26 protein-coding genes are annotated in these 24,041 nt (G+C 67.2%); 7 read left to right on the top strand and 19 right to left on the bottom strand.

The annotated features are described in order from the left end of the window. Positions 1-2 precede the first annotated feature (2 nt). Positions 3-785: a Fe-S cluster assembly ATPase SufC gene (gene sufC / locus EDF39_RS13210; protein ID WP_123943814.1), complete on the top strand. Its 783-nt coding sequence runs from the start codon at positions 3-5 to the stop codon at positions 783-785. Between the two features lie 2 nt (positions 786-787). Next, entirely contained in the window at positions 788-1,120 is a 333-nt protein-coding gene (locus tag EDF39_RS13205) for a metal-sulfur cluster assembly factor (protein WP_055957760.1), read from the top strand. A 159-nt stretch (positions 1,121-1,279) separates the two neighbouring features. On the opposite strand, the gene EDF39_RS13200 is transcribed toward EDF39_RS13205, so the two are convergent. Further along, positions 1,280-1,918 (bottom strand): biotin transporter BioY, encoded by a 639-nt coding sequence (locus EDF39_RS13200; protein WP_158613232.1) that lies wholly within the window; start codon positions 1,916-1,918, stop codon positions 1,280-1,282. Between the two features lie 138 nt (positions 1,919-2,056). On the opposite strand from EDF39_RS13200, the gene EDF39_RS13195 reads away from it, so the two are divergent. Continuing rightward, on the top strand, positions 2,057-3,655 hold the full coding sequence (locus tag EDF39_RS13195) for an ABC-F family ATP-binding cassette domain-containing protein (protein WP_055957755.1): 1,599 nt from the start codon (positions 2,057-2,059) through the stop codon (positions 3,653-3,655). 122 nt (positions 3,656-3,777) lie between these two features. Here the strand turns inward: EDF39_RS13195 and EDF39_RS13190 are convergent, their stop codons facing one another. The 3 genes from EDF39_RS13190 to EDF39_RS13185 are packed head-to-tail and all read right to left on the bottom strand — an operon-like array spanning position 3,778 to position 5,275. Then, complete coding sequence (locus tag EDF39_RS13190) at positions 3,778-4,662, bottom strand: SURF1 family protein (RefSeq protein WP_055957752.1); 885 nt, start codon at positions 4,660-4,662, stop codon at positions 3,778-3,780. Next, positions 4,659-4,904: a hypothetical protein gene (locus EDF39_RS17525; RefSeq protein ID WP_233573125.1), complete on the bottom strand. Its 246-nt coding sequence runs from the start codon at positions 4,902-4,904 to the stop codon at positions 4,659-4,661. Before EDF39_RS17525 ends, EDF39_RS13190 begins: the two co-directional genes overlap by 4 nt. Next, entirely contained in the window at positions 4,901-5,275 is a 375-nt protein-coding gene (locus EDF39_RS13185; protein WP_084815859.1) for a DUF3099 domain-containing protein, read from the bottom strand. Before EDF39_RS13185 ends, EDF39_RS17525 begins: the two co-directional genes overlap by 4 nt. A 206-nt stretch (positions 5,276-5,481) precedes the next feature. Between EDF39_RS13185 and fabG the strand changes: the two genes are divergently transcribed. Further along, entirely contained in the window at positions 5,482-6,192 is a 711-nt protein-coding gene (fabG, locus tag EDF39_RS13180; protein WP_123943810.1) for a 3-oxoacyl-ACP reductase FabG, read from the top strand. A 61-nt stretch (positions 6,193-6,253) separates the two neighbouring features. Here the strand turns inward: fabG and serB are convergent, their stop codons facing one another. Both serB and EDF39_RS13170 read right to left on the bottom strand, forming a co-directional pair. Beyond that, complete coding sequence (serB, locus tag EDF39_RS13175) at positions 6,254-6,892, bottom strand: phosphoserine phosphatase SerB (RefSeq protein ID WP_055957748.1); 639 nt, start codon at positions 6,890-6,892, stop codon at positions 6,254-6,256. Between the two features lie 22 nt (positions 6,893-6,914). Then, a complete protein-coding gene (locus EDF39_RS13170) occupies positions 6,915-8,156 on the bottom strand; it encodes a glucose-1-phosphate adenylyltransferase (RefSeq protein ID WP_055957745.1) in 1,242 nt (413 codons plus the stop codon). 47 nt (positions 8,157-8,203) lie between these two features. Between EDF39_RS13170 and glgA the strand changes: the two genes are divergently transcribed. The 3 genes from glgA to EDF39_RS13155 all read left to right on the top strand — a co-directional run bounded on the left by glgA (position 8,204) and on the right by EDF39_RS13155 (position 10,716). Next, positions 8,204-9,385 carry a glycogen synthase gene (gene glgA, locus EDF39_RS13165; protein WP_123943806.1) on the top strand — a complete coding sequence of 394 codons (1,182 nt, stop codon included), beginning with the start codon at positions 8,204-8,206 and terminating at the stop codon, positions 9,383-9,385. 67 nt (positions 9,386-9,452) lie between these two features. Continuing rightward, complete coding sequence (locus EDF39_RS13160; protein WP_055957739.1) at positions 9,453-10,235, top strand: ABC transporter ATP-binding protein; 783 nt, start codon at positions 9,453-9,455, stop codon at positions 10,233-10,235. Positions 10,236-10,464: 229 nt separating this feature from the next. Then, positions 10,465-10,716, top strand: a complete 252-nt coding sequence (locus EDF39_RS13155) for a type B 50S ribosomal protein L31 (RefSeq protein ID WP_055957737.1) — start codon at positions 10,465-10,467, stop codon at positions 10,714-10,716. A gap of 93 nt (positions 10,717-10,809) precedes the next feature. Here EDF39_RS13155 and EDF39_RS13150 read toward each other — a convergent pair whose 3' ends face one another. From EDF39_RS13150 to EDF39_RS13090, 13 genes are all read right to left on the bottom strand, one after another. Continuing rightward, complete coding sequence (locus EDF39_RS13150) at positions 10,810-12,315, bottom strand: hypothetical protein (protein ID WP_123943804.1); 1,506 nt, start codon at positions 12,313-12,315, stop codon at positions 10,810-10,812. Continuing rightward, a complete protein-coding gene (locus tag EDF39_RS13145; protein ID WP_055957731.1) occupies positions 12,312-13,214 on the bottom strand; it encodes a hypothetical protein in 903 nt (300 codons plus the stop codon). The genes EDF39_RS13150 and EDF39_RS13145 overlap by 4 nt, the downstream gene beginning before the upstream one ends. After that, the gene (locus tag EDF39_RS13140; RefSeq protein ID WP_199726211.1) at positions 13,211-15,724 is read right to left on the bottom strand and encodes a phosphoribosyltransferase domain-containing protein; all 2,514 of its coding nucleotides are present in this window, start codon (positions 15,722-15,724) and stop codon (positions 13,211-13,213) included. Before EDF39_RS13140 ends, EDF39_RS13145 begins: the two co-directional genes overlap by 4 nt. Next, positions 15,721-16,884 carry an HpcH/HpaI aldolase/citrate lyase family protein gene (locus tag EDF39_RS13135; protein WP_123943802.1) on the bottom strand — a complete coding sequence of 388 codons (1,164 nt, stop codon included), beginning with the start codon at positions 16,882-16,884 and terminating at the stop codon, positions 15,721-15,723. Before EDF39_RS13135 ends, EDF39_RS13140 begins: the two co-directional genes overlap by 4 nt. Positions 16,885-16,893: 9 nt before the next feature. Beyond that, positions 16,894-17,631 carry a hypothetical protein gene (locus tag EDF39_RS13130; RefSeq protein WP_123943801.1) on the bottom strand — a complete coding sequence of 246 codons (738 nt, stop codon included), beginning with the start codon at positions 17,629-17,631 and terminating at the stop codon, positions 16,894-16,896. Between the two features lie 2 nt (positions 17,632-17,633). Further along, the gene (locus EDF39_RS13125; protein ID WP_055957723.1) at positions 17,634-18,185 is read right to left on the bottom strand and encodes a TerD family protein; all 552 of its coding nucleotides are present in this window, start codon (positions 18,183-18,185) and stop codon (positions 17,634-17,636) included. Beyond that, positions 18,185-18,694, bottom strand: coding sequence for a hypothetical protein (locus EDF39_RS13120; protein WP_123943797.1), 510 nt, complete (start codon positions 18,692-18,694; stop codon positions 18,185-18,187). The genes EDF39_RS13125 and EDF39_RS13120 overlap by 1 nt, the downstream gene beginning before the upstream one ends. Positions 18,695-18,787: 93 nt before the next feature. Next, on the bottom strand, positions 18,788-20,017 hold the full coding sequence (locus EDF39_RS13115; RefSeq protein WP_199726210.1) for a toxic anion resistance protein: 1,230 nt from the start codon (positions 20,015-20,017) through the stop codon (positions 18,788-18,790). Between the two features lie 45 nt (positions 20,018-20,062). Next, on the bottom strand, positions 20,063-20,641 hold the full coding sequence (locus tag EDF39_RS13110) for a TerD family protein (RefSeq protein WP_055957718.1): 579 nt from the start codon (positions 20,639-20,641) through the stop codon (positions 20,063-20,065). A 98-nt stretch (positions 20,642-20,739) separates the two neighbouring features. Then, on the bottom strand, positions 20,740-21,321 hold the full coding sequence (locus EDF39_RS13105) for a TerD family protein (RefSeq protein ID WP_055957713.1): 582 nt from the start codon (positions 21,319-21,321) through the stop codon (positions 20,740-20,742). Between the two features lie 51 nt (positions 21,322-21,372). After that, positions 21,373-21,963: a TerD family protein gene (locus EDF39_RS13100; RefSeq protein ID WP_123943795.1), complete on the bottom strand. Its 591-nt coding sequence runs from the start codon at positions 21,961-21,963 to the stop codon at positions 21,373-21,375. Between the two features lie 61 nt (positions 21,964-22,024). Further along, entirely contained in the window at positions 22,025-23,161 is a 1,137-nt protein-coding gene (locus EDF39_RS13095) for a DUF475 domain-containing protein (protein ID WP_123943793.1), read from the bottom strand. A gap of 92 nt (positions 23,162-23,253) precedes the next feature. Next, positions 23,254-23,964 (bottom strand): exonuclease domain-containing protein, encoded by a 711-nt coding sequence (locus EDF39_RS13090; RefSeq protein WP_199726218.1) that lies wholly within the window; start codon positions 23,962-23,964, stop codon positions 23,254-23,256. Positions 23,965-24,041 lie beyond the last annotated feature (77 nt).

Here is a 24,041-nt window from a genome sequence, read left to right as displayed (position 1 = left end):
TCATGGCTACCCTCGAAATCCGCGACCTCCAGGTCTCGATCGACACCGAGCAGGGCAACAAGCCCATCTTGAAGGGCGTTGACCTCACCATCAAGCAGGGCGAGATCCACGCCGTCATGGGGCCCAACGGCTCCGGCAAGTCCACCCTCGCCTACACGATCGCCGGCCACCCCCGGTACAAGGTCGACGGCGGATCGATCACCCTCGACGGCGTCGAGGTGCTCGACATGACCGTCGACGAGCGCGCCAAGGCGGGCCTCTTCCTGGCCATGCAGTACCCGGTCGAGATTCCCGGCGTCACCGTCGCAAACTTCCTCCGTACCGCGAAGACCGCCCTGGACGGCGAGGCGCCCGCGCTCCGCACCTGGGTCAAAGACCTCCGCCAGCACATGAGCGACCTCAAGATGGACTCCTCGTTCGCCGAGCGCAACGTCAACGAGGGCTTCTCGGGCGGCGAGAAGAAGCGCCACGAGATCATGCAGCTCGAGCTCCTCAAGCCGAAGTTCGCGATCCTCGACGAGACCGACTCCGGGCTCGACGTCGACGCTCTCAAGATCGTCTCGGAGGGCGTCAACCGCGCTCACCAGTCGACCGACCTCGGCATTCTGATGATCACGCACTACACGCGGATCCTTCGCTATATCAAGCCTGACTTCGTGCACGTCTTCGTCGACGGCCACGTGGCCGACGAGGGCGGACCCGAGCTGGCCGACCAGCTCGAGAACGAGGGCTACGACCGCTACGTCGCTGCGTCGGCCGAGGCTGCTGCACCGGCCGGAGCCTAGACATGCCGATCGCACTCGCGCCCGAGAAGTTCGACCAGATCGAAGAAGCCCTGAAAGAGGTCATGGACCCCGAGCTCGGCGTCAACGTCGTCGACCTCGGCCTGATCTACGACCTGGCCCTCGACGATGAGGTCGAAGACGCGCTGATCATCAGCATGACTCTGACGAGCGCCGGTTGCCCTCTGACCGACGTGATCGAGTCTGAGACGGCCAACGCCCTTGACGGGGTCGTCGACGCCTTCCGCATCAACTGGGTGTGGATGCCGCCGTGGGGTCCCGACCGCATCACCGACGACGGGCGCGACATGATGCGCGCCATCGGCTTCTCGATCTAACTGAGCTGTTCCGACCCGCACGGTCGGCGAAAGCATGTGTCTCTGGGCAGATGGTTTCGCCGGTCGTGCGGGTTTTGCGTTCCCCGGCGCAGAAGCTGCCTGCATAGATGAGGGCCCCCGCCGCGAACGACGGGGGCCCGAAAGCGAAGGATCCGGCGGCTAGTCGTTCTTCTTCGAGTCGAGGGCGCGCACACCGCGCCACAGCAGCGGCAGCATGCCGGCCGCGATGACCCACTTGACGATGCCACCCACGATGAACGGCGTGAAGCCGGCCGCGAGCACCGCGGAGACGTCGTGCGGGTAGCCCAGTCGAGCCAAGGCGAACCCGAGGAAGGGGAGACCGACGGCGAAGGGGATCAGCGACGCCAGTAAGAAGCCGACGAGCGAGCGGACGACGTGGCGATCCCACTGGCGCTCCGACAGCCAGCCGATGGCAAAGGCGGCAGGGATGAATCCGACGATGAATCCGAAGCTCGGCAGCATGACGCTGGCGAAGCCGCCGTTGTGCTCGGCGAAGATCGGCAGGCCGACGAGGCCGACGAGAGCGTAGGCGAGCAGCGACAGCGCACCACGGCGGGCGCCGAGAGTCGCGCCGACGAGCAGAACACCGAGAGTCTGGCCGGTGACCGGGACGGGCCACAGCGGCACGACGACCTGTGCGAGAACGCCCATGACGGCGACTCCGCCCGCGATGAGCGCGGCATCGGTCGCGATGCTCCGCGTGACGAAGCGATCGGCGAGCACCGACTTGCGGGCCGGAAGAAGGGCGCCGGCGGACAATGCTGCGGGGTTGGTCATGCAATCTCCTAGAATAGGTAGGTCGATCGGCGCAGTCTGCTCCGACGATTCGGTTCCACGCTGATTCCTCTTCATCCTAGGGGCGACCCAACGGCGGGCGGCGTTGTGGACACCTCACCAGATGATTGGACTTTCGCTGTGCTCTCCGTGCACGACCTCGAGATTCGCGTAGGCGCCCGCCTCCTCATGGAGGGCGTGACCTTCCGTGTCGAAAAGGGCGACAAGATCGGCCTGGTCGGCCGAAATGGCGCGGGCAAGACGACCATGACCAAGACCCTGGCGGGCGAGACGATGCCCACCGGTGGCTCGATCGACAAGACCGGTGAGATCGGATACCTGCCACAGGATCCCCGCAGCGGGAACCCCGAAGACCTGGCTCGCACCCGGATCCTCGATGCCCGTGGTCTCGGCCAGATCCTCCTCGGCATCCAGGAGGCGTCGCTCGCCATGGGCAGCGACGACCCGGCCGTGGCCGAGAAGGCCATGAAGCGCTACGGCGACCTCGACGACCGCTTCAACGCCCTTGGCGGGTACGCCGCCGAAGCGGAGGCCGCGTCGATCGCCAGCAACCTCAGCCTGCCCGACCGCATCCTCGACCAACCACTGTCGACCCTGTCGGGTGGTCAGCGTCGCCGCATCGAGCTCGCCCGCATCCTGTTCTCGGCCGCCGACACGATGATCCTCGATGAGCCGACAAACCACCTCGACGCCGACAGCGTCGTCTGGCTGCGGGAGTACCTCAAGACGTACCAGGGCGGCGTGATCGTGATCAGCCACGACATCGAGCTCGTCGACGAGGTCGTCAACCGCGTCTTCTACCTCGACGCGAACCGCCAGCAGATCGACATCTACAACATGGGCTGGAAGCACTACCAGCGCCAGCGCGCCTCCGACGAGGAGCGTCGTAAAAAAGAGCGCGCCACCGCCGAGAAGCAGGCCGGTCAGCTGCAGAAGCAGGCCGCCCGCTTCGGTGCGAAAGCGTCGAAGGCCGCCGCGGCGCACCAGATGGTCGCTCGCGCCGAGAAGCTCCTCGCGGGGCTCGACGAGGTGCGTGCCGTCGACCGGGTCGCGAAGCTCCGGTTCCCGACCCCCGCCGCCTGCGGGCGGACGCCGCTCATGGCGACGAACCTCTCGAAGAGCTACGGCTCCCTCGAGATCTTCACGGCCGTCGACCTCGCCATCGACCGCGGATCAAAGGTGGTCATCCTCGGCCTGAACGGTGCCGGCAAGACGACCCTCCTGCGCATCCTCGCGGGTGTCGACGCGCCCGACACCGGTCAGCTCGAGCCGGGGCACGGGCTCCGCATCGGTTATTACGCACAGGAGCACGAGACGATCGACGTCAAGCGCAGCGTGCTCGAGAACATGGTGTCGTCGTCACCGAACATCACCGAGATGGAGGCGCGTCGTGTGCTCGGGTCGTTCCTCTTCACGGGTGACGACTCGGCCAAGCCGGCCGGTGTGCTCTCCGGTGGCGAGAAGACCCGTCTGGCCCTGGCGATGATCGTCGTCTCGGGCGCCAACGTGCTGCTGCTCGACGAGCCCACCAACAACCTCGACCCGGCCTCGCGGCTCGAGATCCTCGACGCGCTCAACAACTACGAGGGTGCTGTGGTGCTCGTCAGCCACGATGAGGGTGCTGTCGAGGCGCTGAACCCCGAGCGCGTGCTGATCATGCCCGAGGGCACCGAAGACCACTGGACGCCCGACTACTCCGATTTGATCACGCTGGCGTAGCGAAGCGGAGCCAGCGTGACCATCGAGCACAGGACGCTGGCGTAGCCCCCGCCGCAACACGTATCGCGGACTCTCAGACCTGCCGCGGCAGGTGGGGGAGTCCGCGGTACGTCTTACGGCGCTCAGCGACTGATGCGCGTACCCGGCGCCGAACTCTCGTAACCCGACTCGTCGAGATCGCCGTCTTCGATTTCGGCGTCGCTCGGGCCGCGCTTGAGCCGCTTGCGCTCGCGCTCCTCCTCGAGCCAGCGCTGGTCTTCTTCGTCGCTGTTGTGGAGGTCGTACTCCTGGCGGATCACGTAGGCGAAGAAACCGAAGCCGGCGAGAGCGAACAGAACCCACTGCACGGCGTACGACACGTTGAGGCCGTAGTCGACCTGGGGCTTCTGAGCCAGCTTGGGCAGTGTCGCCGCCGACGGCGTCTCGCTCTTGAGCTGACCGAATGCCGCGGTGTAGGTCGGCAGATCGAGCCGCTTGCCGATCGTCGCCGGCTTGATGACGGCCAGCTCGTTGGTGTTGGGGATGTCGGTGCGACCCGGTACGTCCGGCTCCGTCTGAGCGAGTCGGGCGATGACGGTGACCGTGCCGCTCGGGGGAGCGGGCACCGAGTCGGGATAGTCGTGGGTGTTGCCGGTCGGAACCCAGCCGCGGTCGATCACGAAGATCTCGCCGCTCTCGGTCTCGAGCGGTACCAGCACCTCGAAGCCGGGGAACCCGTTGTAGCTGCGGTCGCGAGCCAGAAAGTAGTCGTCGGCGAGATAGGTGCCGGTCACCCGAACCGGCGTGAACTCGTCGGACGTCGAGTACGAGTCGAGGTTCGGCAACACCGACGACAGGTCGACGGGCCGGGCGTTGTAGTTGGCGTCGAGCTTCTCTTGCAGAGCGAGGTTCTCGCCGCGTCGCTCCCACTGCCAGTGCGAGAGCCCCGCACAGATGATCGCAAAGACGACGGCGACCGACAGGTAGCCGACCCACTTCTTCGAGAGCGCGAAACGCCACTCCTTCACGAGGTGGCCTCCGTTCCGACCGCCGACACGGTCACGCCCATTTCTGTCACCTCCACGGGAAAGTCGCGGGAGCGCAGGAATTCTGCGAGAAAGTCTACGTGCTCGGTGCAAGCGGCCCAGACCTTCACGCGGTCGATGCCGTGGATCTTCGGGTTGCGCCAGTTCACCTGACGCGTTGCGTCGGCGCGGCATCCCGCACGGGAGCACTGGGGGATGTCGGGGCCGGCCGAACCGATGATCACGGGCGGTGTGGGCCGGGAGACGTCGGTTCGCCCGAGGCGCCGGTGAAGGGACGGTCTCGAGGATCCTGACCCTCGTATCCCGGAACACCCTGCTCGGGTCGGTAGATCTCGACTCCGCCGGGGCGCACGACCTGACCCTGCGGCCCCTCGGAGCCGACCGTGGCCAGCACGACCGCGACGTACGGGAGCACGATGGCGCCGACGGCCGGAAGGGCCGTCCACCAACCAAACGGGATGAGGAATGCGACGATGACGCACACCAGGCGGATGAACATCGCCAGGCTGTAGCGGATCATCCGGCCGTGTCGCTCTTCGTCGGGCGACGGCGGCAGCGAGGTGATCGCGTTGGTCGTCTTCTTCGTCGTTCTCATTCACTCACGGGCTTAGGCGTCGTCGATGCCCGGCCGAACGGGAGGGCATCACATAATCGTAAGGCGTCTTGGGTATCCGCCCTTTATGGCGAGACTAGGCTTATCGCGGTCGCTCCGGTCGAGGCCGTGACATCTCCCGGGTGTGATCTCTCGATCCCGAGCAAGTCGGGGCCCGTGCGCCCCGGCGAGAAGACATGGAGACCCACATGGAAACCCCTCGCACCGTCCTCGTCACCGGCGGAAACCGCGGCATCGGCTACGCCATCGCCGCTCGCTACGTAGCCGCCGGCCACCGCGTCGCCGTGACGGCACGCTCTGGCGCCGGCCCCAAAGGCACCCTCACCGTCCACGCCGAGATGACCGACTCGGCCTCGATCGACGCCGCGTTCACCACCGTCGAGCAAGAACTCGGGCCGATCGAGATCCTGGTCGCCAACGCTGGCATCACCAAAGACACCCTGCTGATGCGCATGTCGGAAGACGACTTCACGTCGGTCATCGACACCAACCTCGGCGGCACCTTCCGCGTCGTCAAGCGCGCCTCGAAGGGCATGCTCAAGGCGCGATTCGGGCGCATTGTGCTGATCTCGAGCGTCGTCGGACTCTACGGCGGAGCAGGCCAGGTCAACTACTCGGCGTCGAAGGCCGGCCTCGTCGGCTTCGCCCGCTCGGTCACCCGCGAGTTGGGCGCGCGCGGCATCACGGCGAACGTGATCGCACCGGGCTTCGTCGAGACCGACATGACCGCCGTGCTGCCAGAGGCGCAGCAGGCCGAATACAAGAAGAGCATCCCCGCCGGCCGGTTCGGCACCGTCGACGACATCGCCGACGCCGTGGTCTGGGTCTCGTCAGACAGCGCCGGCTACATCTCGGGCGCCGTGATCCCGGTCGACGGTGGCCTCGGCATGGGCCACTAGGGCTCGAGAGCGCGTGGGGCGCGGAGCCCAGGATCCGGCGGGCCGGATCCTGGGCTCCGCGTCATCCGCGCAGGCCCGCGAGTGCCAGCACCGACGCGAGGTCTCGGGTGCTGAGCGAGACGTCCGCCGCCGCGCGGACCCGCGGTTTGGCGTCGAAGGCGACGCTGAGCCCGGCGGCCCGCATCATTTGAAGGTCGTTGGCGCCGTCGCCGACCGCGATCGTCTGAGACCGGGGGATGCCGGCGTTCGCAGCCCACTCGACCAGGGCCGCGGCTTTGGCGTCGGCGTCGACGATCGGCCCTTCGACGCGACCGGTGAGGTGGCCGTCTTCGACCTGGAGCCGGTTGGCCCGCCAGTGGTCGAGACCGAGATCACGAGCCAGTGGATCGAGGATCTCGTGGAACCCGCCCGAGACCACGGCGATGAGCCCGTCTGCCCGATGCACACCGGCGATCATCTCGGGAACCCCCGCAGTGACCTGCACTCTCGCCGAGGCGTCGGCGAAGCAGCTTTCAGGGAGCCCCTCGAGCGTTGCGACTCGGGCGTGCAGGCTCTCGGCGAAGTCGAGCTCGCCCGCCATCGCTCGCTCGGTGATGTCGCGCACCTCGTCGTGAGAACCGGCGGCGTCGGCGAGCATCTCGATCACCTCGTTCTCGATGAGGGTGGAGTCGACGTCGAGGACGATGAGGAAGCGCGGCACGCTCTCAGGGTAGTGGGCGGCGTCAGGACTCGACGCGAACGCCCTTGCCCACCACGGTGATTCCCGAGGGCGTGACCGTGAAGCCGCGAGCCCGATCGGCCTCGGCGTCGAGCCCGACATGCGCTCCATCGGCGATCACCACGTCTTTGTCGAGGATCGCGCGGTTGACGATCGAATTCTTGCCGACGTAGATGCGGTCGAAGAGCACCGAGTCAACCACTCGTGATCCTGAGTCGAGGGTGTTCCACGGCCCGACGACGCTCCGCTCGATGTGCGAGCCCACCGCGAGGGTGCCGAGCGACACGATCGATTCGATCACGGACCCCGGGTTGCCGTGCTCGTCGCGACCGAACTTCGCCGGGGGCGAGTTCAGTTGCTGGCTGAAGATCGGCCAGTCGGTGTTGTAGAGGTTGAAGACCGGCAGCGCGGCGATGAGGTCGCGGTGGGCGTCGTAGAACGAGTCGATGGTGCCGACGTCACGCCAGTAGTAGCGGTCGCGCTCGGTCGCGCCTGGTACCTCGTTGCGATTGAGGTCGTAGACGGCCGCGTCGCCTCGCGACACGAAATCGGGGATGATGTCGCCACCCATGTCGTGGTCGGACTCGGGGTTTTCTCCGTCACGGAGCACAGCGTCGATCAGCGCGTCGGCGTTGAAGACGTAGTTGCCCATCGAGGCCAGCACCTCGTCGGGCGAGTCGGCGAGACCCACCGGGTCTTTCGGCTTCTCGAGGAAGGCGTCGATCAGAGTCGCGTCGTCGGCGTTCGTCTGGATGACGCCGAACTGGTCGGCCAGCGAGATGGGCTGACGGATCGCCGCGACGGTCGCACTCTTGCCCGAGGCGATGTGCGCCTCGACCATCTGCTCGAAGTCCATGCGGTAGACGTGGTCGGCACCCACCACGACGACGATGTCGGGCTTCTCGTCGCGGAGCAGGTTGAGGCTCTGCAGGATCGCATCGGCGCTCCCGGCGAACCACCGCTTGCCGAGGCGCTGCTGGGCAGGCACGGACGCGACGTAGGCGCCGAGGAGGCCCTCGATGCTCCAGGTCTGCGACACGTGCCGGTCGAGGCTGTGCGACTTGTACTGGGTCAGGACGACGATCTGCCGCAACCCGGAGTTGATCAGGTTCGACAGAGCGAAGTCGACGAGACGGTAGTTTCCGCCGAAGGGCACGGCGGGCTTCGCCCGGTCAGCGGTCAGCGGCATGAGCCGCTTGCCTTCTCCGCCTGCCAACACGATGCCGAAGATCTTCTTTGATGCCATGGGCCCAGAATGGCACGTTTCGCCCCCGGACGACTACGGTAAGGGCCGTGCGAGTCGATGTGATTACCAAGGAATACCCGCCCAACGTCTACGGGGGAGCGGGCGTCCACGTGACGGAGCTGGTCAAGGCCCTCCGTTCTTCCATCGACGTCGAGGTTCGAGCCTTCGGCGCGGCGGTCACCGAGAGTGGCACGACCGGCTACCCCGATCTCGCGGAGCTGGCCGACGCCAACGGTGCGCTCAAGACCCTCGGCGTCGATATCGCGATCGCCCAGGACGTCGCAGGTGCCGACGTGGTGCACTCGCACACCTGGTACGCCAACGCGGCCGGGCAGCTCGCCCAGATGCTGCACGGGGTTCCCCACGTTCTCACCGCGCACTCCCTCGAGCCGCTTCGGCCGTGGAAGGCCGAGCAGCTCGGCGGCGGCTACCGCGTCTCGAGCTGGATCGAGAAACAGGCGTACGAAACCGCCGACAAGGTCATCGCGGTCAGCGAGGGCATGAAGCGCGACATCCTCCGCTCGTACCCGTCGATCGACGAGACGAAGGTCGACGTCGTCTACAACGGCATCGACCTCACGACATGGCGGCGCCTCGACGAGCCCGAGCTGGTCCGCTCGCTTGGCATCGACCCCGATCGCCCCGCCGTGGTCTTCGTCGGTCGCATCACGCGCCAGAAGGGCCTGCCGTACCTGCTGCGCGCGGCCAAGCTGCTCCCGGACGACGTGCAGCTCATCCTCTGCGCCGGAGCCCCCGACACCCCCGAGATCATGCAGGAGGTGACGGGCCTCGTCGAGGAGCTCCAGGCGGAGCGTTCCGGCGTCGTGTGGATCGAGCGCATCCTGCCGCGCGACGAGCTGTGTGCCGTCCTGTCGGCCGCGACGGTCTTCGTCTGCCCGTCGATCTACGAGCCCCTCGGCATCGTCAACCTCGAGGCCATGGCCTGCGGTCTCCCCGTCGTGGGCACGGCGACCGGCGGAATCCCCGAGGTCGTCGCCGACCAGCTCACCGGCTGGCTCGTCCCCATCGACCAGGCGACCGACGGCACTGGAACCCCGCTCGACCCGGAGCGCTTCGTGAACGATCTGGCCTCGACTTTGACCCATGCCGTCTCGGATCCTGGGCTGGCGGCTCTGATGGGCCGAGCCGGTCGTCTCCGCGCCGAGGCCGACTTCTCGTGGGGCGGCATCGCCGATCGAACCCTCGAGATCTACCGTTCGCTGCTCTGACGCCGATCGATCCATCACCTGTGGAATAGTGACGGCTTCGAGCACCCCCGTGGAATAGAGTTCTGTCATGGCCACCGTTTTGCAGCTCACCGATGTGTCCGTTGTTCGAGATGGCTCGCCGGTGGTCGATTCAGTGTCGTGGACCGTCGATTCCGACGAGCGCTGGGTCGTGCTCGGGCCTAACGGTGCCGGCAAGACCACGATCCTCCAGGTGGCGGCCGCGCAGACGCATCCGTCGTCCGGTGAGGCCGAGATCCTCGGTGAAGACCTCGGCAGCGTCGACCTCTTCGACCTCCGACCCCGCATCGGCTTCGCGTCGACCACGATCGCGCGAAGGATCCCGCCGAAAGAGAAAGTCCTCGACGTCGTTCTCACTGCGGCGTATTCCGTGACCGGCCGCTGGAACGAAGAGTACGAGGGCGTCGACGTGCGTCGGGCCCACCGTGTGCTCGACGAGTGGAAGCTCGGTCACCTCGCCGACCGGTCGTTCGGCGACCTCAGCGACGGCGAGCAGAAGCGAGTGCAGATCGCCCGTGCCGTGATGACCGACCCCGAGCTCCTCCTGCTTGACGAGCCCGCCGCGTCGCTCGACCTCGGTGCCCGCGAAGAGCTCCTCCGCATGCTCGGCGGCTATGCCTCGAGCGAGGGGTCGCCCGCCATCGTCATGGTCACCCACCACGTCGAAGAGATCCCGCGCGGCTTCACGCACGCGCTGCTGCTGGCCGGGGGCGAAGTGCGGGCGATGGGTCCGCTCGCCGAGGTGCTCACCGCATCCACGCTGGGCGACACGTTCGGCCTCGAGCTGACCGTCGTCGAAGACGCTGGGCGCTACACCGCTCGCGCCGTCTAGGCGTTCTCACCAAAAGGTGACGCGAATCGGCCAAAGCGACTTGGCGAGCCGCGTCACTTCGGCCGAACCGCGTCGGGAAGGCCCCACGGTCAGTGGAGCCTGCGCATCAGCCGCAGCTCGGCTCGCCGCTCTTTGTCTGGTATCGTTAGAGGCTGTTTGCGGGGCTCACTGTGCCTGCACTCCCACGAGCTGGCAAAAACCAGTTCACCCCTAGCCTCTGAGGAACCCCATGAAGAACGACACCCACCCGTCTTATAACCCGATCGTGTTCCGCGACCTCGCCTCGGGTGAGACCTTCCTCACGCGCTCGACCGTCACCAGCAGCAAGACCATCGAGCTCGACGGCGTCGAGTACCCCGTCATCGACGTCGAGATCTCGTCGGCCTCGCACCCGTTCTACACGGGCAAGCAGCGCATCATGGACAGCGCCGGCCGCGTCGAGAAGTTCAACCAGCGCTTCAAGAACTTCGGCAGCAAGTAGGCCCGAGCGCCTCACGCTCCGCACAACGCCCCGTTTCTGCTTCGGCAGTCACGGGGCGTTTCTGCGTCTGCGGAGATCGCTAAGGGCTCGTCGTCACGCTCGGCGGTCGAGCCGGTACAGGGTGTCGCGATGCAGCCCCACCGTCAACGTCACCCGGTAGCCGAGGCGCTCCAACTGGGCGAGCTGCTCCGGGCGGTCGCCCGAGAGCCCCCTGTAGTCGACGAACCAGACCCGGCCGTCAGTAGCCCGCAGCGCTGCCGCCGACGCTTCGATCGATCGCGTTACATCACGAATTCCCGAGGTCTGGGCGTACGGCGTCTTCAGGGTGACGTCGACCAGCCCGGCGAAATCGCTCGGGTAGAGATACTTCACCGCACGGGGCTTGCGTGAGTTGCCCACGTCGTCGTCGAACACGACCGCGTCGCCGGGGCGAGCCCGCTCGCCCACTGCCCGGGCGACCTCGGCCCAGTCGCTGCCGCCGTCTTTTGCGAACGGTTGTCGCTGTGCGACGTACACGGGAAGCACCAGCACTGCGAGTCCGACAACGACGACTGCCTGAACTGCGAATCGACGAGTGATCGTGGATATGCCCAGAGCCATCAGCAGCGCCACGAACGGCGTCGCGAACGAGAGGTAACGCGTTGTGTAGATCGGCGCGACGAGCGCGTTGACGACCAAGAGAATCAGCATTGGCACGAACACCGCAGCTGCAGATAGCGAGAGCAAAGACGCTGTGGCGTCGTCCGCACGAGTGTGTCGCCGACTCTCCCAGACCCCGACGACGAGGGCCACGGCGATCGCCGACCAGCCAAAGACAGCTACCGGAGAACTGCCGAACCACTGCGTCACGACGAGCGTGTGCAGGGTGACCGCCTGCTCGTCGCCGAGGAAGCTGATCTGGTTGCGCTGCCCGATGGCGAAGCCGACCACGGGGCCGGCGAGCAGGATCCCGAGGAGCGTGAAGCGGATCCAGCGTGCCGGCTCGACCACCACGCTTCGCCCCCTCTGCCGCCCCCGCCACAGCCACGGCACGACCACGGCGACTGCCACCGCCGGAATCAGCAGCCCCAGATAGAGGAAGATGCCGATGCTGATGGCTAGGGCAAGCGAATACGCGAACCAAACACGGCGCCGGAGCCCCGGAGTGCGGAGAAGGTGGACAATCAGCACCACGAGCCAGACCGCCGCGGCGGAACTCAACGCATACGAGCGGGCCTCGCCGCCCATGAAGGTGACCCGGGGCAAGACGATGAAGACCGCTCCGGCGATGGTCCCGATTCGGCGGTTCCCGAGCCGATCCCCGAGAACGACGACCCCCGCCGCCGCGAACCCGACCGCCAACGCGCTCGGCAGCCGGAGGGCGGCCATCGACTGCCCGAATGCATCGATCCAGACGTGCATGACGGCGTAGTAGACACCGTGGACGGCATCCACCGTCGTCAGCATTCGCGCGAGGGAGAGCCAGGGCCGATCCGCCGACAGCACGGTCGCCGCCTCGTCGCCCCAGGGCGACGGCACCCACGAGAACGCGAACGAGACGAGAAACGCCACGACGCCGAACAGAGCCGGTCGCGCGAAACGGTGAAGCCGCGGTGTCATCGGGCGACCGAGGGCACTCCCGCTGCGACGTCGGCGCGGAGGCGGGAGACGATCTCCTCTCCCGCACGAACACCCCTCGCCTCGGTCACGCCGAGGTGCGGCCGAGCAACCCCGAGATCGTGCAGCTCGCCGTGCGCGGGCCGATAGGCGACATCGGCGAAGTCGAGCAGGTCGAGATCGAGGAGCGAGTCTCCGGCCGCAAGAACTCGGCTCGCCCCCACCCGCGACGCGACCTCGGCGATGGCGGCGCTCTTGGTCAGCGGTGCCGGCACCAGATACAGCTTCCGCCCCTGCAGCGAGACCGTCCAGCCCCGTCGTTCGACCTCTGTCGTGAGGGTCGCGAGACTGTCGGCTGCGGCGCTGCCCTCGATCAGCTGGTCGCGCTGCACGATGGCGTACACGAAGTGGTCTTCCGCACGAGAGAACCGAAGGATCCAGCCGTCGTCGTGAGGATCGGGCAGCAGCGCTTCGACCTCGGCGAGTGGAGCACACCGCCCCTCCAGGCGCCGCATCACGGTGTCGGCCCAGTCACCGTCGGGCTCACCGTGGTGGAGGAGGACACCGCCGTTGGTCGTCACCGCGTACTCGAATCGGACGGTCGGCAGGCGAACGCGTCGAAACTGAGCCACGGTGCGGGTGGTGACCGGCACGAAGACGACCTCGGCGGCGAGGGCAGCGAGCTGCTCTTCTGCCGCCCGCGTCATGAAGGAGAGGGGCTCACCCCGGTAGATCTCGCTAACGGTGAGCAACGGAGCATCGAGGTCGAGCGCGCGGCTGTCGGACGCGCTGCCGTCGGACGCCGAACTGCCGACTCCCGCACTCGTCTCGTCGAGGTGCAGTGCTCGTGCCGAGTAGATGAGTGTCCGGTCGAGGTCGGACGCGACGAGATCGCCACTCACAGCGCACCCTGGGCGGGGTCGAGCGAGTCGCTGGCCAGCGGACGGATAAGACCGACGCAGCTATAGGGGAGCCCCTCGACGTGAACGACTTCGACACCCCGTTGCTCAGCGAGCAGCAGCACGTGCGCGACTTCGTCGAGGGCGTCGGGCCTCACCAGGATCTTCCACGGCACCCGCCGCAGCAGCACGCGGGTGGTCTCGCCGACACCCGGCTTCACCAGGTTGACATCGTCGAGGCCGTACTCCTGCTGAAGGCGCTCGACCGTGGCCCAGCCCTCCCACGTGGGGGTCCGGTCGGTGGCCAGGAGGTCGATCGCTGCGGCGGCGGCCTCGGCGCGAACCGCGGCGAAGTGCTCCGACACCGTGTCGAGAAACTCGCCCGAGACGTCGTCGGCCGCAAGCTCGGAGTAGAACTTCGCACCATGGAACTCGCCCGGGCCGATGAGCCGCTCGCTGAACACGGTCCGTGACACGAGCCCCGAGACCGTCGAATTAAGGCATGCGGAGGGAATGAGGAAGTCGTCGCGGGTGCCGAAGACAGGCACGCAGTGGCCGGGGTCGGCGAGCACGACGAGGTCGTCGGAGAAGCGCGAGCCGCCCGCCGCCGCATAGTCGTCGAGAGCTGCGGTCAGCTCGCGCGCGATCGCGCCTTTGCCTGTCCAGCCGTCGACGAAGACGACGTCGGCGGGGTCGTGATGGTCTGCCAGCCAGTCGAGCGCTGTCGTGTCGATACCGACACCACGGACGATGCTCATCGTGTAATGGTCGACGCCGATCGATCTCGACCGTTCGATCCAGCGCTTCATGAGGATGCCGATCGGCGTCCCCGCGCGAGCCAACGAGACCAGCACGGGTGGCCGCTCGCGGCCGTCGAGCACCATCTCGGCCGCCACTCCGACAGCGAGAGCCACGCGGCGGGCCGACCGCTCCAGAGCGTCGGCGTAGAGCGTGCGATATTCGGGCGACGGGACGTACTCCTGCGGGAGCGACTCGGCGTAATGTGCTCGCCCGGACTGGATGGCCGCCTCACGGTCAGCCGAGGGCGCCTCGAGAGCGATGCCACCGAGGTCTTGCAGCAACCAGCTCACCTCATCGGCACGGTACGACCCGAACGCAGGGCCGCGGAGGGGTCTCGCGACCACCTCGTCGACGGGCGCGCTGACGGTCACGACGACGACCTCGTCGCAGGCTGTGGCGAGCACGTCGAGCACATCGGCGAGGTCGTGGAGCGTGACACCGGGCTCCGGCACGAGCACGATCTGCTCGAAGCGTCGACCGCCGGGCGTCAGGTTGTAGGCGAACCGCGGGCCGGGACCGTCGATCGTCTCGTCATGCGAGGGGAACGAGTGCACCGAGCGGATCGCGTAGTCGTCACGGTCGATCGCCGCGATCGGCGAGCGGGTCGTCGACGAGAACAGCACTCCGACCCGGCGAGTGTCGAGCAGGGCGGCGACCTCGAGCGGGAACGCCATGAACTCCTCGGTCCCGAGCACCAGGGTCGACACTGGGGTCGACTCTCGCGAGCTCGCCTCCACCGCATCGGCCACCGCCCGAGCGACGACTCCGTCAGAGCGATCGCGGTGAGACGCGCCCGAGCGGTCGGGAGCAAGCACCCCGACGACAGGAGCCTCGAGGATCCGCGCCGACCCCCGCTCATCGACGGGCACCGGGGCGGTCTCGACCGTCTCGGCCACCCGCTCCGCCGCGGCTGCAGCAAACCCGTCGGGAATCCGGACGGCGCCGCTCCCGAGCGACACGACGTCGATCACGGTGTCGAGTTCGTGCTCGAGCTCAGTGAATCGCGCACGATCGGTCTCGGAGCGGAGGTCGACGAGGGCGGCCACGACGACGCGTCGGGGAGCGGCTAGGGCGTGGATCTCGCGAATCGTGTTGATAATCGTCGACCCCGTGCTGAGTTCGTCGTCGACGAGCACGAGGGTGCTTCCGGGCCGAAGCCAGCCCTCGTCGGTCGGCACGATCTGATGGCGGGTGGCGTGCGAGTGGGCCTCATCGAAACCGCCCACCGGGCGGTCGCCGGGCGACGATCTCCGGGTGGAGTGGATGTAGTAGCAGCCGAGCTGGTCGGCTACCAGGCGCCCGAGACCGGTCGCCGTCTCGGCGTAGCCGAGCGCGACCGCGTCGGGCACGACCACCTCGGCGCCCCGGAGCAGACGGCGGAGGGCGAGTAGCTCGTCGCGAGCCGGCCTCGGCGTCGCTAGGGCCTCTGCGAGCTGCCGTGACGCATCGGCGACGAGGCCCGGCTCGGCAGGCCGCCCGAGCTGCTCCGCGACGAGGGTGCCGAGGAGCGCGCCCGCGCTCTCGACGAGAAGCGGGGGAGTCGGCACGTGCTTGGCGAGAACGGTGGAGACCAGCAGGTGGGCGCGGCGGGGATTCCGACGGAGCGCGACACCGACCAGGGCATCGACGGGAACGACGCTGTTCGCCGGATCCTGGTCGATGTCGAGCCCTAACTCGTCGCTGACGTAGGAGCCCGTCCAGGTGCGGATCACAGCATGCTCGCTTCGAGGAAGTCGACGAACGTCGCCTCCGGGGAGGCCACGCCGAAGGCATCGGCGCGCAGCAGAGTCTTCTCGGCCCACATCTGGTGCGGTTTCATCTCGTTCATCTTGTTTCTGTAGGGGGAGGCGGCTACTCCGGCCGACCCGGGGGCAGTGATCGCGACGGCGTCGAGATACTCCTCGTGGCTGATCACCGAGAGCGCGTGCACGAGCGGAACGTGCGAGGGGTGGATGACGGTCTTGCCGAGCAGGCCGTTGGCGTGGTCGAGCGTGATCTCACGGAGCAGGCCGTCGTAGTTCTTGACCAGCAGCTGGCGTCGGAGGTTCTCTTCGTGGGCTTCGGCGAACGGCGTGAGGCGAAGCTGCGGGCGCAGGAGGCGCTCCGTGTCGGCGTAATGCTCCCAGACCGGGCCCGTGATGGTGAATCCGTCGCTCCCGCGGCCGAGGATGTTGACGATGTCGCCGATCACCGAGGCCACGACGTTGACGTCGTAGATGGTGAGGTCGCGCGAGCGCCGCAGGCCGAACACGCTCGAGAGGTCGGTCGTGCCGATACGAACGGCCAACACGTCGTCGCGGTTCGCCTGCAGCAGGCTCGCGATGTCCGAGAGCACGCGCGTGCGCGACTCCGCATGGATCATGGCCGGCGACTCGAGGATCGGCATGATCCGAAGCGACCCGGCTCGGGCCGGCCGAGCGGACTGAACCTCGTGCAGGGCATCGAGGAAGTCCTGCCCATAGCCGTCGTCGTTGTGGAATTTGGGCACGACGAAGCCGGCGAGGCTTCCGATAGCGTCACCCGCGCGCTCGGCCAGCATCGTGATCTGCGCGGCAGTCCGCACCCGCACGAAAAGGAGCGGGAGCCCGTCGCAACCATCGAGGTCACGCAGGGCCTGCACCACGTTGTCTTCGGCCATTGGCACGACGTCGTCGGCGATGCTGTCTTCGAGGCACAGCACCATGCTGATCGCGCCGCGCGCCGTCTGCCGGATCACTGACCCCGCGAGGTCCGGTCGATCTCCCGGAGTGTACAGCGTCGCACCGAGCGCCGTGCTGAGCAGACGGGCGGGCGATGCGGTCGTCAATTCGACGGGCTGCCGGTGGAAGAGCCGGGATCGGTAGTCGTCGCTCAGGAACGAGAAGTGGCGCATCCTTGATTCTCAGGTATCTCGGCTGAGAAAGTCGAACCGCTCCGCGACCTCGAAGCCGAACTCCGCGTGAACGGCAGACGACGAATCGCCCCTCGAGGCGCTGGCGACCCGGAGCTCGATGACGCCGTCGATGACGAGGAGCAGGACCACCGTCGGCCCGGCGCCGTCGCTCGACGCCGTCACGACCGAACCGTCGACCAGCCGGATGCCCATGCTGCGGCCCGAACCACCGACGAACAGCGCGCGACGCAACTCGCGGACGTGGCGGAGAGTCACCGCGGCCAGATCGCCGTGGAAGCCTACGAGAGGGCGATTGCCGGCGGTCATGACGACGGTGCCGGTGGTTTCACCCGAGACCGCGGCCGTGCCCGAGACGAGGTCGGTCGACTCCCAGACGACTTCCGTCGCCCCCTCGACGAGGAGCGTGCCGATCGACGACCGCAGCAGGTCGAGACGGGCGACCGGGCTCTCCGCGTCGAGTTCAGCGCGACCCGACACGGCGGGAGCGGGAAAGAGGCGGGAGCGGGTGGATCGGCTCGGAGTGCGGAGCGGGGGCCGCGGCGGGGCCGCGGGCGGAGCGACGCGGGTTGCAGGGGCCGTGCGGGACGGCGCCGAACGGACCACGGGGTGCGACATCGCGGGGGAGGCGGGGCGAGCGGCAGGGGGCGCGGGCGGGGTCGGGGGAGTGACGGCGGGCCGGATCCTGCGCTTCAGAAACGGGAGGTCGTCACGAACGGGCGAGGTCACGGTCAGATCGAGACGTCGAAGTCTTTGGCGACCCCGGTGAGGCCGGTGCGGTACCCCTGGCCCAGGGCCCGAAATTTCCACTCGTCGCGGTGGCGGTACAGCTCGCCGAACAGCAGCGCGTTGATGGCCTTGTCGTCGATGGTCGAGAGGTCGAAGCGAACCAGCTCGGACCCGTCGCGTCGAGCCACCCGGATGTGCGCCGACCGTACGGAGGCGAAGCTGCCGGGGCCACGCACGTCGGGGTCGACGTAGACGATGAACATGATCGTGTCGACGGCCGGTGGCACGTGCGCGAGGTCGACGTCGATCTCGTCATCGTCGTCGTCGCTGAGGAACGCCACCGAGGCATCGGCCGATTCGATCTGGTTGAAGTAGACGAGGTGCTCGTTCGAGAGAGCTTTGCCGTCGGCACCGAGGAGCAGCGCCATGGCCGTCAGTTCGGACTGTGGGCCGCGGCTGGGGATGACATCCCAGCCGAGGCCGACCACGACCTCGTCGAGGCCGGGGTTTTCGGCGGTGAGCGCGGCATTGCCGCCGGCGACGATGCTCGCCATCAGGCGTTCTCGGAGGAGGGCGCGAGCGTGAGCTCGGGTCCGTCGAACTTGGCGGCGAGAAACCGGCCGTGCGTGGACAGCTCGGCGATCGCTCCGGTGCGGATCTGGTTGAGCAGATCGCGGATGGTCTCTTCGAGCAGAGTCAGCTGGTCGACGAGGATCCCGGTGGCCCTGCTCGACTCCCGGCGATCGTCGCTGGGAAGCGCGAGGTAGGTGTGCACCGGCGTCGGCAGATAGTCGCCGACCATCGCGTCGAGCAGGTACCGCTGCTCGGTCGACGCGTCTTCGGAGGCCGCCGCAGCGACGACCACTCCGAGCAGGTCGGCGATCTGGCCGAGCTGCGACGAGACCAGCGTCGGCAGGTCTCGGCCCGACCGGCGTACCAGAGCCTGGAAGTCGGCCAGTGCCCGGGCGGTGCGCTGCGCCTCGGTCTCGACGGCCTCGGCGGGTCGGGAGTCGTCGACCGGCACAGCTGGCCGGCCGAAGATCGCCTCGACGAATCGCCGCATCAGCGCCTCACCTCTCTGCCGTCATTTCTCGTGCTGTTGTCTCTTCTGTGCCGGGCCCCTGCGCTGAGCGGACTCTCGGCGCCGGGCCGGGCTTCAGGAGCGACCGGTGCCGATGGCGCCGGGCTCCGTGCCCTCGCTCTGACGGCTGCGCTCGAGATAGGGCCGAGCACGCTGAATACCCGTCTCGAGTGCCGCGACTGTTCCGGCCATGTTCGTGGCCGCCTGGGCGCGGAACGTGTCGATCGAGTCCATCGTCGCGAAGACGTTGTCGAATGCCTTCTGCAGCGTCTCGACGCTCACGCCCGAGCTCGACGCCTGCTCGTGAATCCGGGTCGTCTGATCGCGCAGCATCTCGCTCGTCTGCAGGATCATGTTGTTGGTCGTCGTGTTGATGGCGTCGATCTGATCGAGCACCATCTTCTGGTTGGCCAGCGCCTGAGCGACGACGACGGCCGTGCGCAGGGCCGCGATGGTCGTGGTGCGTGCCCGGTCGACGCCCTTGATGAGCTCGACGTTGTTCTTGCGAATGAGGTCCATCGCGAGATAGCCCTGCACCGAGACGGCGAGCTGCGTCAAAATGTCTTGGTGCCTCTGGCGCACGGTGAATAGCACGTCGGATTCGAGCTTCGAGGCCTCGTCGATCTTGCCCGACGAGCGCATCGCGTCGATCTTCTCGACCGTGGCCGCGTCAAGTGCCTTGGCGAACACGGCGTACTCGCTCAGCTGCTGCATCGTCTCCCACAGCTGAACCTTCTCGCCCGCGAGCGACGCGTTGTCTTTGAGGAGCTCGTCTTGACCCGACATGAGCGACTTGATGATCGCGTCGAGCTGGGTCTGAGCCGACTCGTACTTCTGGAAGTACTTCGCCAGCTTGTTGCCGCCGGGGATGAAGCCGAGGATCTTGCGGCCGACGCCCAGGTCGGCCTGGTTCGGCGTGAGGTCTTCGACCGTCGACCGGAGGTCTCCGAGTGTTGCGGCGACCTTCACCTGCGAGCTCGACCCGCTCCGCTTCGACCCCGCCACGGAGGTCGAGGAGCGCTCCAGCATGCGCGACGAGAACGACCCCGAGGTCGTCATCTCGGTGCTGGCGATCGCCGAGATGCCCTCCACCTTCTCGGTGAACTGCGGGGACCGAGGATCCAGGGACGCCACCTCGGCGACGAACTCTCGCGCCTGCCGCTGAATCTCGGTCTGACGCTCAGCCGGCACGGGAACCATGCCCGGCGCGTCGTCTGCGGTGACGATCTCGGGTGCGTCGGGAGCGCGCAGCACCAGACCGGCTTCGCCGCCGGTGTCTTCAGGGGGAGTGAGGGGAGCTGCCACGGGGAATCCTCGTCGAGTGGAAGGGATCGGGAATGGACGGGCGCGTTAGCCCAGGTTGACGCCGAAGTCGGCTGCGATGCCGGCGAGGCCGGTCGTGTAGCCCTGGCCGACGGCCTTGAACTTCCACTCCGAGCCGTTGCGGTAGACCTCGGCGAAGACCATCGCGGTCTCGGGCGCTGCGTCTTCGCTCAGATCGAAGCGAACGATCTCGGTGTTGTCTTGGTCGACCACACGGCAGTACGCGGCTCGCACCTGACCGAAGTTTTGGCGACGCTCGTCGGCCTTGTCGATCGAGACCGCGATGACGACTCGCGTCACGTCGGCCTCGACGTTCTTGAGGTCGATCATGATCTGCTCGTCGTCGCCGTCGCCCTCACCCGTGCGGTTGTCGCCGAGGTGCTCGACCGAGCTGTTCGCCGACTTCTTCTGGTTGTAGAAGATGAAGTCGGCGGACGAGCGGACCTTGCCGTCGGCGCCGACGAGCAGGGCGGAAGCGTCGAGGTCGAATTCCTCGCCCGAGGTAGTGCGGGGATCCCAGCCGAGGCCGACGGTGGCGACGGTGAGCCCGGGGCTCGTCTTGGTGAGCGAGAGGTTGTTGCCCTTTTCGAGCGTGAGTCCGGCCATTTCGAATGCTCCTTCGAGGTGCTGATGGTCTGTGTCTCGACGAGCGTCGGATCGCTCGTCGGCCTGAGTGGCTGGTTGGCTGGTGGTGCTTGCCAGAGCTAGTCGAGGACTATGCCGAAATCGGTCGCGATTCCGCGCAGGCCCGTCACATAACCCTGGCCCACGGCCCTGAATTTCCACTCAGCGCCGTTCCGGTAGATCTCGGCAAAGATCATCGCGGTCTCGGCGGCGGCGTCTTCGCTGAGGTCGTACCGGACGATCTCCTGCTGGCTGTCTTCGTTCACGACCCGGCAGAAGGCGTCGCGCACCTGGCCGAAGTTTTGCCCGCGCACGTCTCCCTGATCGATGGTGACCGTGATGACGATTCGCTGGACGTCGGCCTCGACGAGCGACAGGTCGATGAGGATCTGCTCGTCGTCTCCGTCGCCGAGGCCCGTGCGGTTGTCACCCTGGTGGATCACCGACCCATTGGGGGTCTGCAGCTGGTTGTAGAAGATGAAGTCGTCGTTCGACCGCACCTTACCGTTGGCTCCGATGAGGAGGGCCGACGCGTCGAGATCGAATTCCGCCCCGCTGGTCGTCCGGGGATCCCACCCGAGGCCGATCATGGCGCGCTTGAGCCCCGGATCCGCTTTCGTCAGAGAGAGGTTGTTGCCCTTGGAGAGCGACAGGCTGGCCATGGTGATCCTTTCGGCGGAACGGGTTCGACTGGTGTGACGCGGATGCCCGCGCTAGAGCGCCTGGGCGGCCGGGGCGATGAGGTCGAGAACGGAACGCCCGGCGGCACGATTGCCGACGGCCGTGAACTTCCAGCCCGCGCCTTCGCGAGACACCTTCGCCATCACCATCGCCGTGTGCGTACCCGCGTCGGTGAGCTCGAACCGGACGACCTCTGGTGAGCCGGCTGTCGAGTCATCGACCAGGCGGCAGAACGCGTTCTGCACGAGGTCGAACGTCTGGCCGCTGTAGCTGGAGATAACGAAGACGATCTGGGCGACGGCGGGCGACACCTTCGTGAGGTCGACGAGGATCGTCTCGTCGTCTCCGTCGCCGGCACCCGTGAGGTTGTCGCCGGTGTGCTGAGCGGAGCCGTCGGTGCTCTTGAGCTGCTTGAACCAGATCTTGTCGAGCGGCTGCCCGGCCTGGTCGAAGTAGATGGCCGACGCGTCGAGGTCGACTTCGGCGGCCTTGCCGCGGCCGAAGAGACCACGCTTGACGGGTGCCGCGCTGTCCCAGCCGAGGCCCATGCGGACTTTGCTGAGTGCACCGCCGTCGGACTTGGTGAGTGACAGTGACTGACCCTTGGAGAGGCTCAAACCCATGACGTGATCTCCTTTGATTGGTGGTGCGGGGGAGTCGGCGGTCGGCCGACCGGATGTTCGACTAGACGGAGACGGACTTGGCCGGATGGTCGGCCGCCTCGGCAAGGCGTCTGTTGCGCATCACCGAGGTGATGAACGCGGCGAGGATGAAGAGGACTCCGATGAGACCGGTGACCACTTCGCTGACCTCGGTGGTGATCGTGACGAGCAGGATCACCGAGAGGGCACCGATCGCCCAGTGGGCGCCGTGGTCGAGGTAGACGAATTCGTCGAGTGTGCCCTGACGGACGAGGAACACCGTGAGCGACCGGACGAAGATGGCGCCGATGAGGCCGAGACCCAGGGCGATGATGATCGGATCGGACGTGATGGCGAACGCCCCGATGACACCGTCGAAGGAGAACGACGCGTCGATCACCTCGAGGTAGAGGAACAGGAGGAACGCGGCCTTGCCGACGACCTTGCCGAGTTCGCGATTGCCTCCGCCGACCTTGGCGGCCCGCTTGTCGATGGAATCGGCGTCGAGTTCGCTCTCGCCGTTCTCCTCTTCGACCTCGTCGTCACCGACGTCGAAGAGATCGCCGAGCCCGTTGACCAGGAAGTAGAGGATCATTCCGGCGATACCGGCGATGAGCACGATCGTCTGCTTGTCGCCTGCGGCCAACGACGCGGCGACCAGACCGGCGAGCCCGACGATCACGGAGGCGGCGTTGATCTGGCCGATTTTGGCCAGCGGCTTCTCGAGGAAGCCGATCCAGCGGATCTCGCGCTTCTCGAACATGAAGTCGAGGAAGATCATCAGCAGGAAGATGCCACCGAACGCGGCGATCTGCGGGTGGGCGTCGTGGAGGATGTACGCGTAAGTGCCGGGTGTCTCGATCGACCCCTTTTCGAGCGCCAGCTTCACGGCCTCCACCGGGTTGAGCCCCGAGGTGACGGACACGATGACGAGGGGAAACAGGATCCGCATGCCGAGGACGGCGATGAGGATGCCGACCGTCAGGAAGATGCGCTGCCAGAACGGGCTCATGCGCTCGAGGATGCGAGCGTTGACGACCGCGTTGTCGAAACTGAGACTGATCTCGAGAACACCCAGGATCGCCGCCAGGGCGAGGGCCGATGGCCCGCCGTAGAGGAATGCAATGGCCAAGGCGAGGACGGTGATCACAAGCGACCAACCGAAGGTCTTCAGGAACAAGGCTTGTGGCCCCCAAGGGATCGCGCTGCTGTCGGAACGTATTTCGCTCCTACATCGATATTACTGAACCGCGTCTGAGAGACGCGAGCCGTCTAGCGGGACGGCCAGGAACCGGACGCCGTGAAGGTGGGGTCGGTGCGCCGCTTGAACTCTTGGAAACTGGCCGCCTGGTCGCGACACCAACCCACCTGCAGGGTATGGAGGTCGGGTGCCGGCACGTCGAGCGTGGCCTGGTGCTTGCGGGCCATGGCCTGCGCGACGCGACCGGCAGCGACCGCGTCGGCTCCAGCGTCGTGGGCGTCGGTCAGCGAGACCTCGTAGAACTGGGCGGCCGCCTCGAGTGTCCGCTTGCCCTTGCGGTACTTGTCGACGGCCTTGTCGATCACGAGCGGATCGACGACGCACCCGTCGACCAGGGCGTCAGCCAGTGGCTCGAGACCGTGGCGACGAGCCTCACGGTCGAGCACGGTGAGGTCGTAGGGCGCGTTGTAGATGACGAGGGGGATGCCTCGCAGGAAGACGGCGCGAAGAGCCGCGATGATCTCGGCGACGACCTCGACTGCGGGCCGCCCCTCGGCCTGCGCGCGCTCGGTCGTGATGCCGTGCACGGCGGAAGCCTGCGTCGGGATCTCGACGCCGGGGTCGGCGAGCCATTCGCCAGCGGCGATCGACGCCCCGGTCGAGTCGATCACGCCGACGTGCGCCGTGACGATGCGCGCCGTCTCGACGTCGATACCCGTGGTCTCGAGGTCGAACACCCCGAGGCCGTCCCACCAGCGGACGGGGACCGGCCCGATCTCCACGTCTCCGGCGACCGCACCGACGGCGGCACCGGCTTCGTCGCTCGAACCGGAACCGTTGATCGCTGCATCACTCACGC

It is taken from the genome of Frondihabitans sp. PhB161, assembly GCF_003814635.1.
GTDB lineage: Bacteria > Actinomycetota > Actinomycetes > Actinomycetales > Microbacteriaceae > Frondihabitans.
This window is presented reverse-complemented; position numbering and strand designations above follow the sequence as displayed.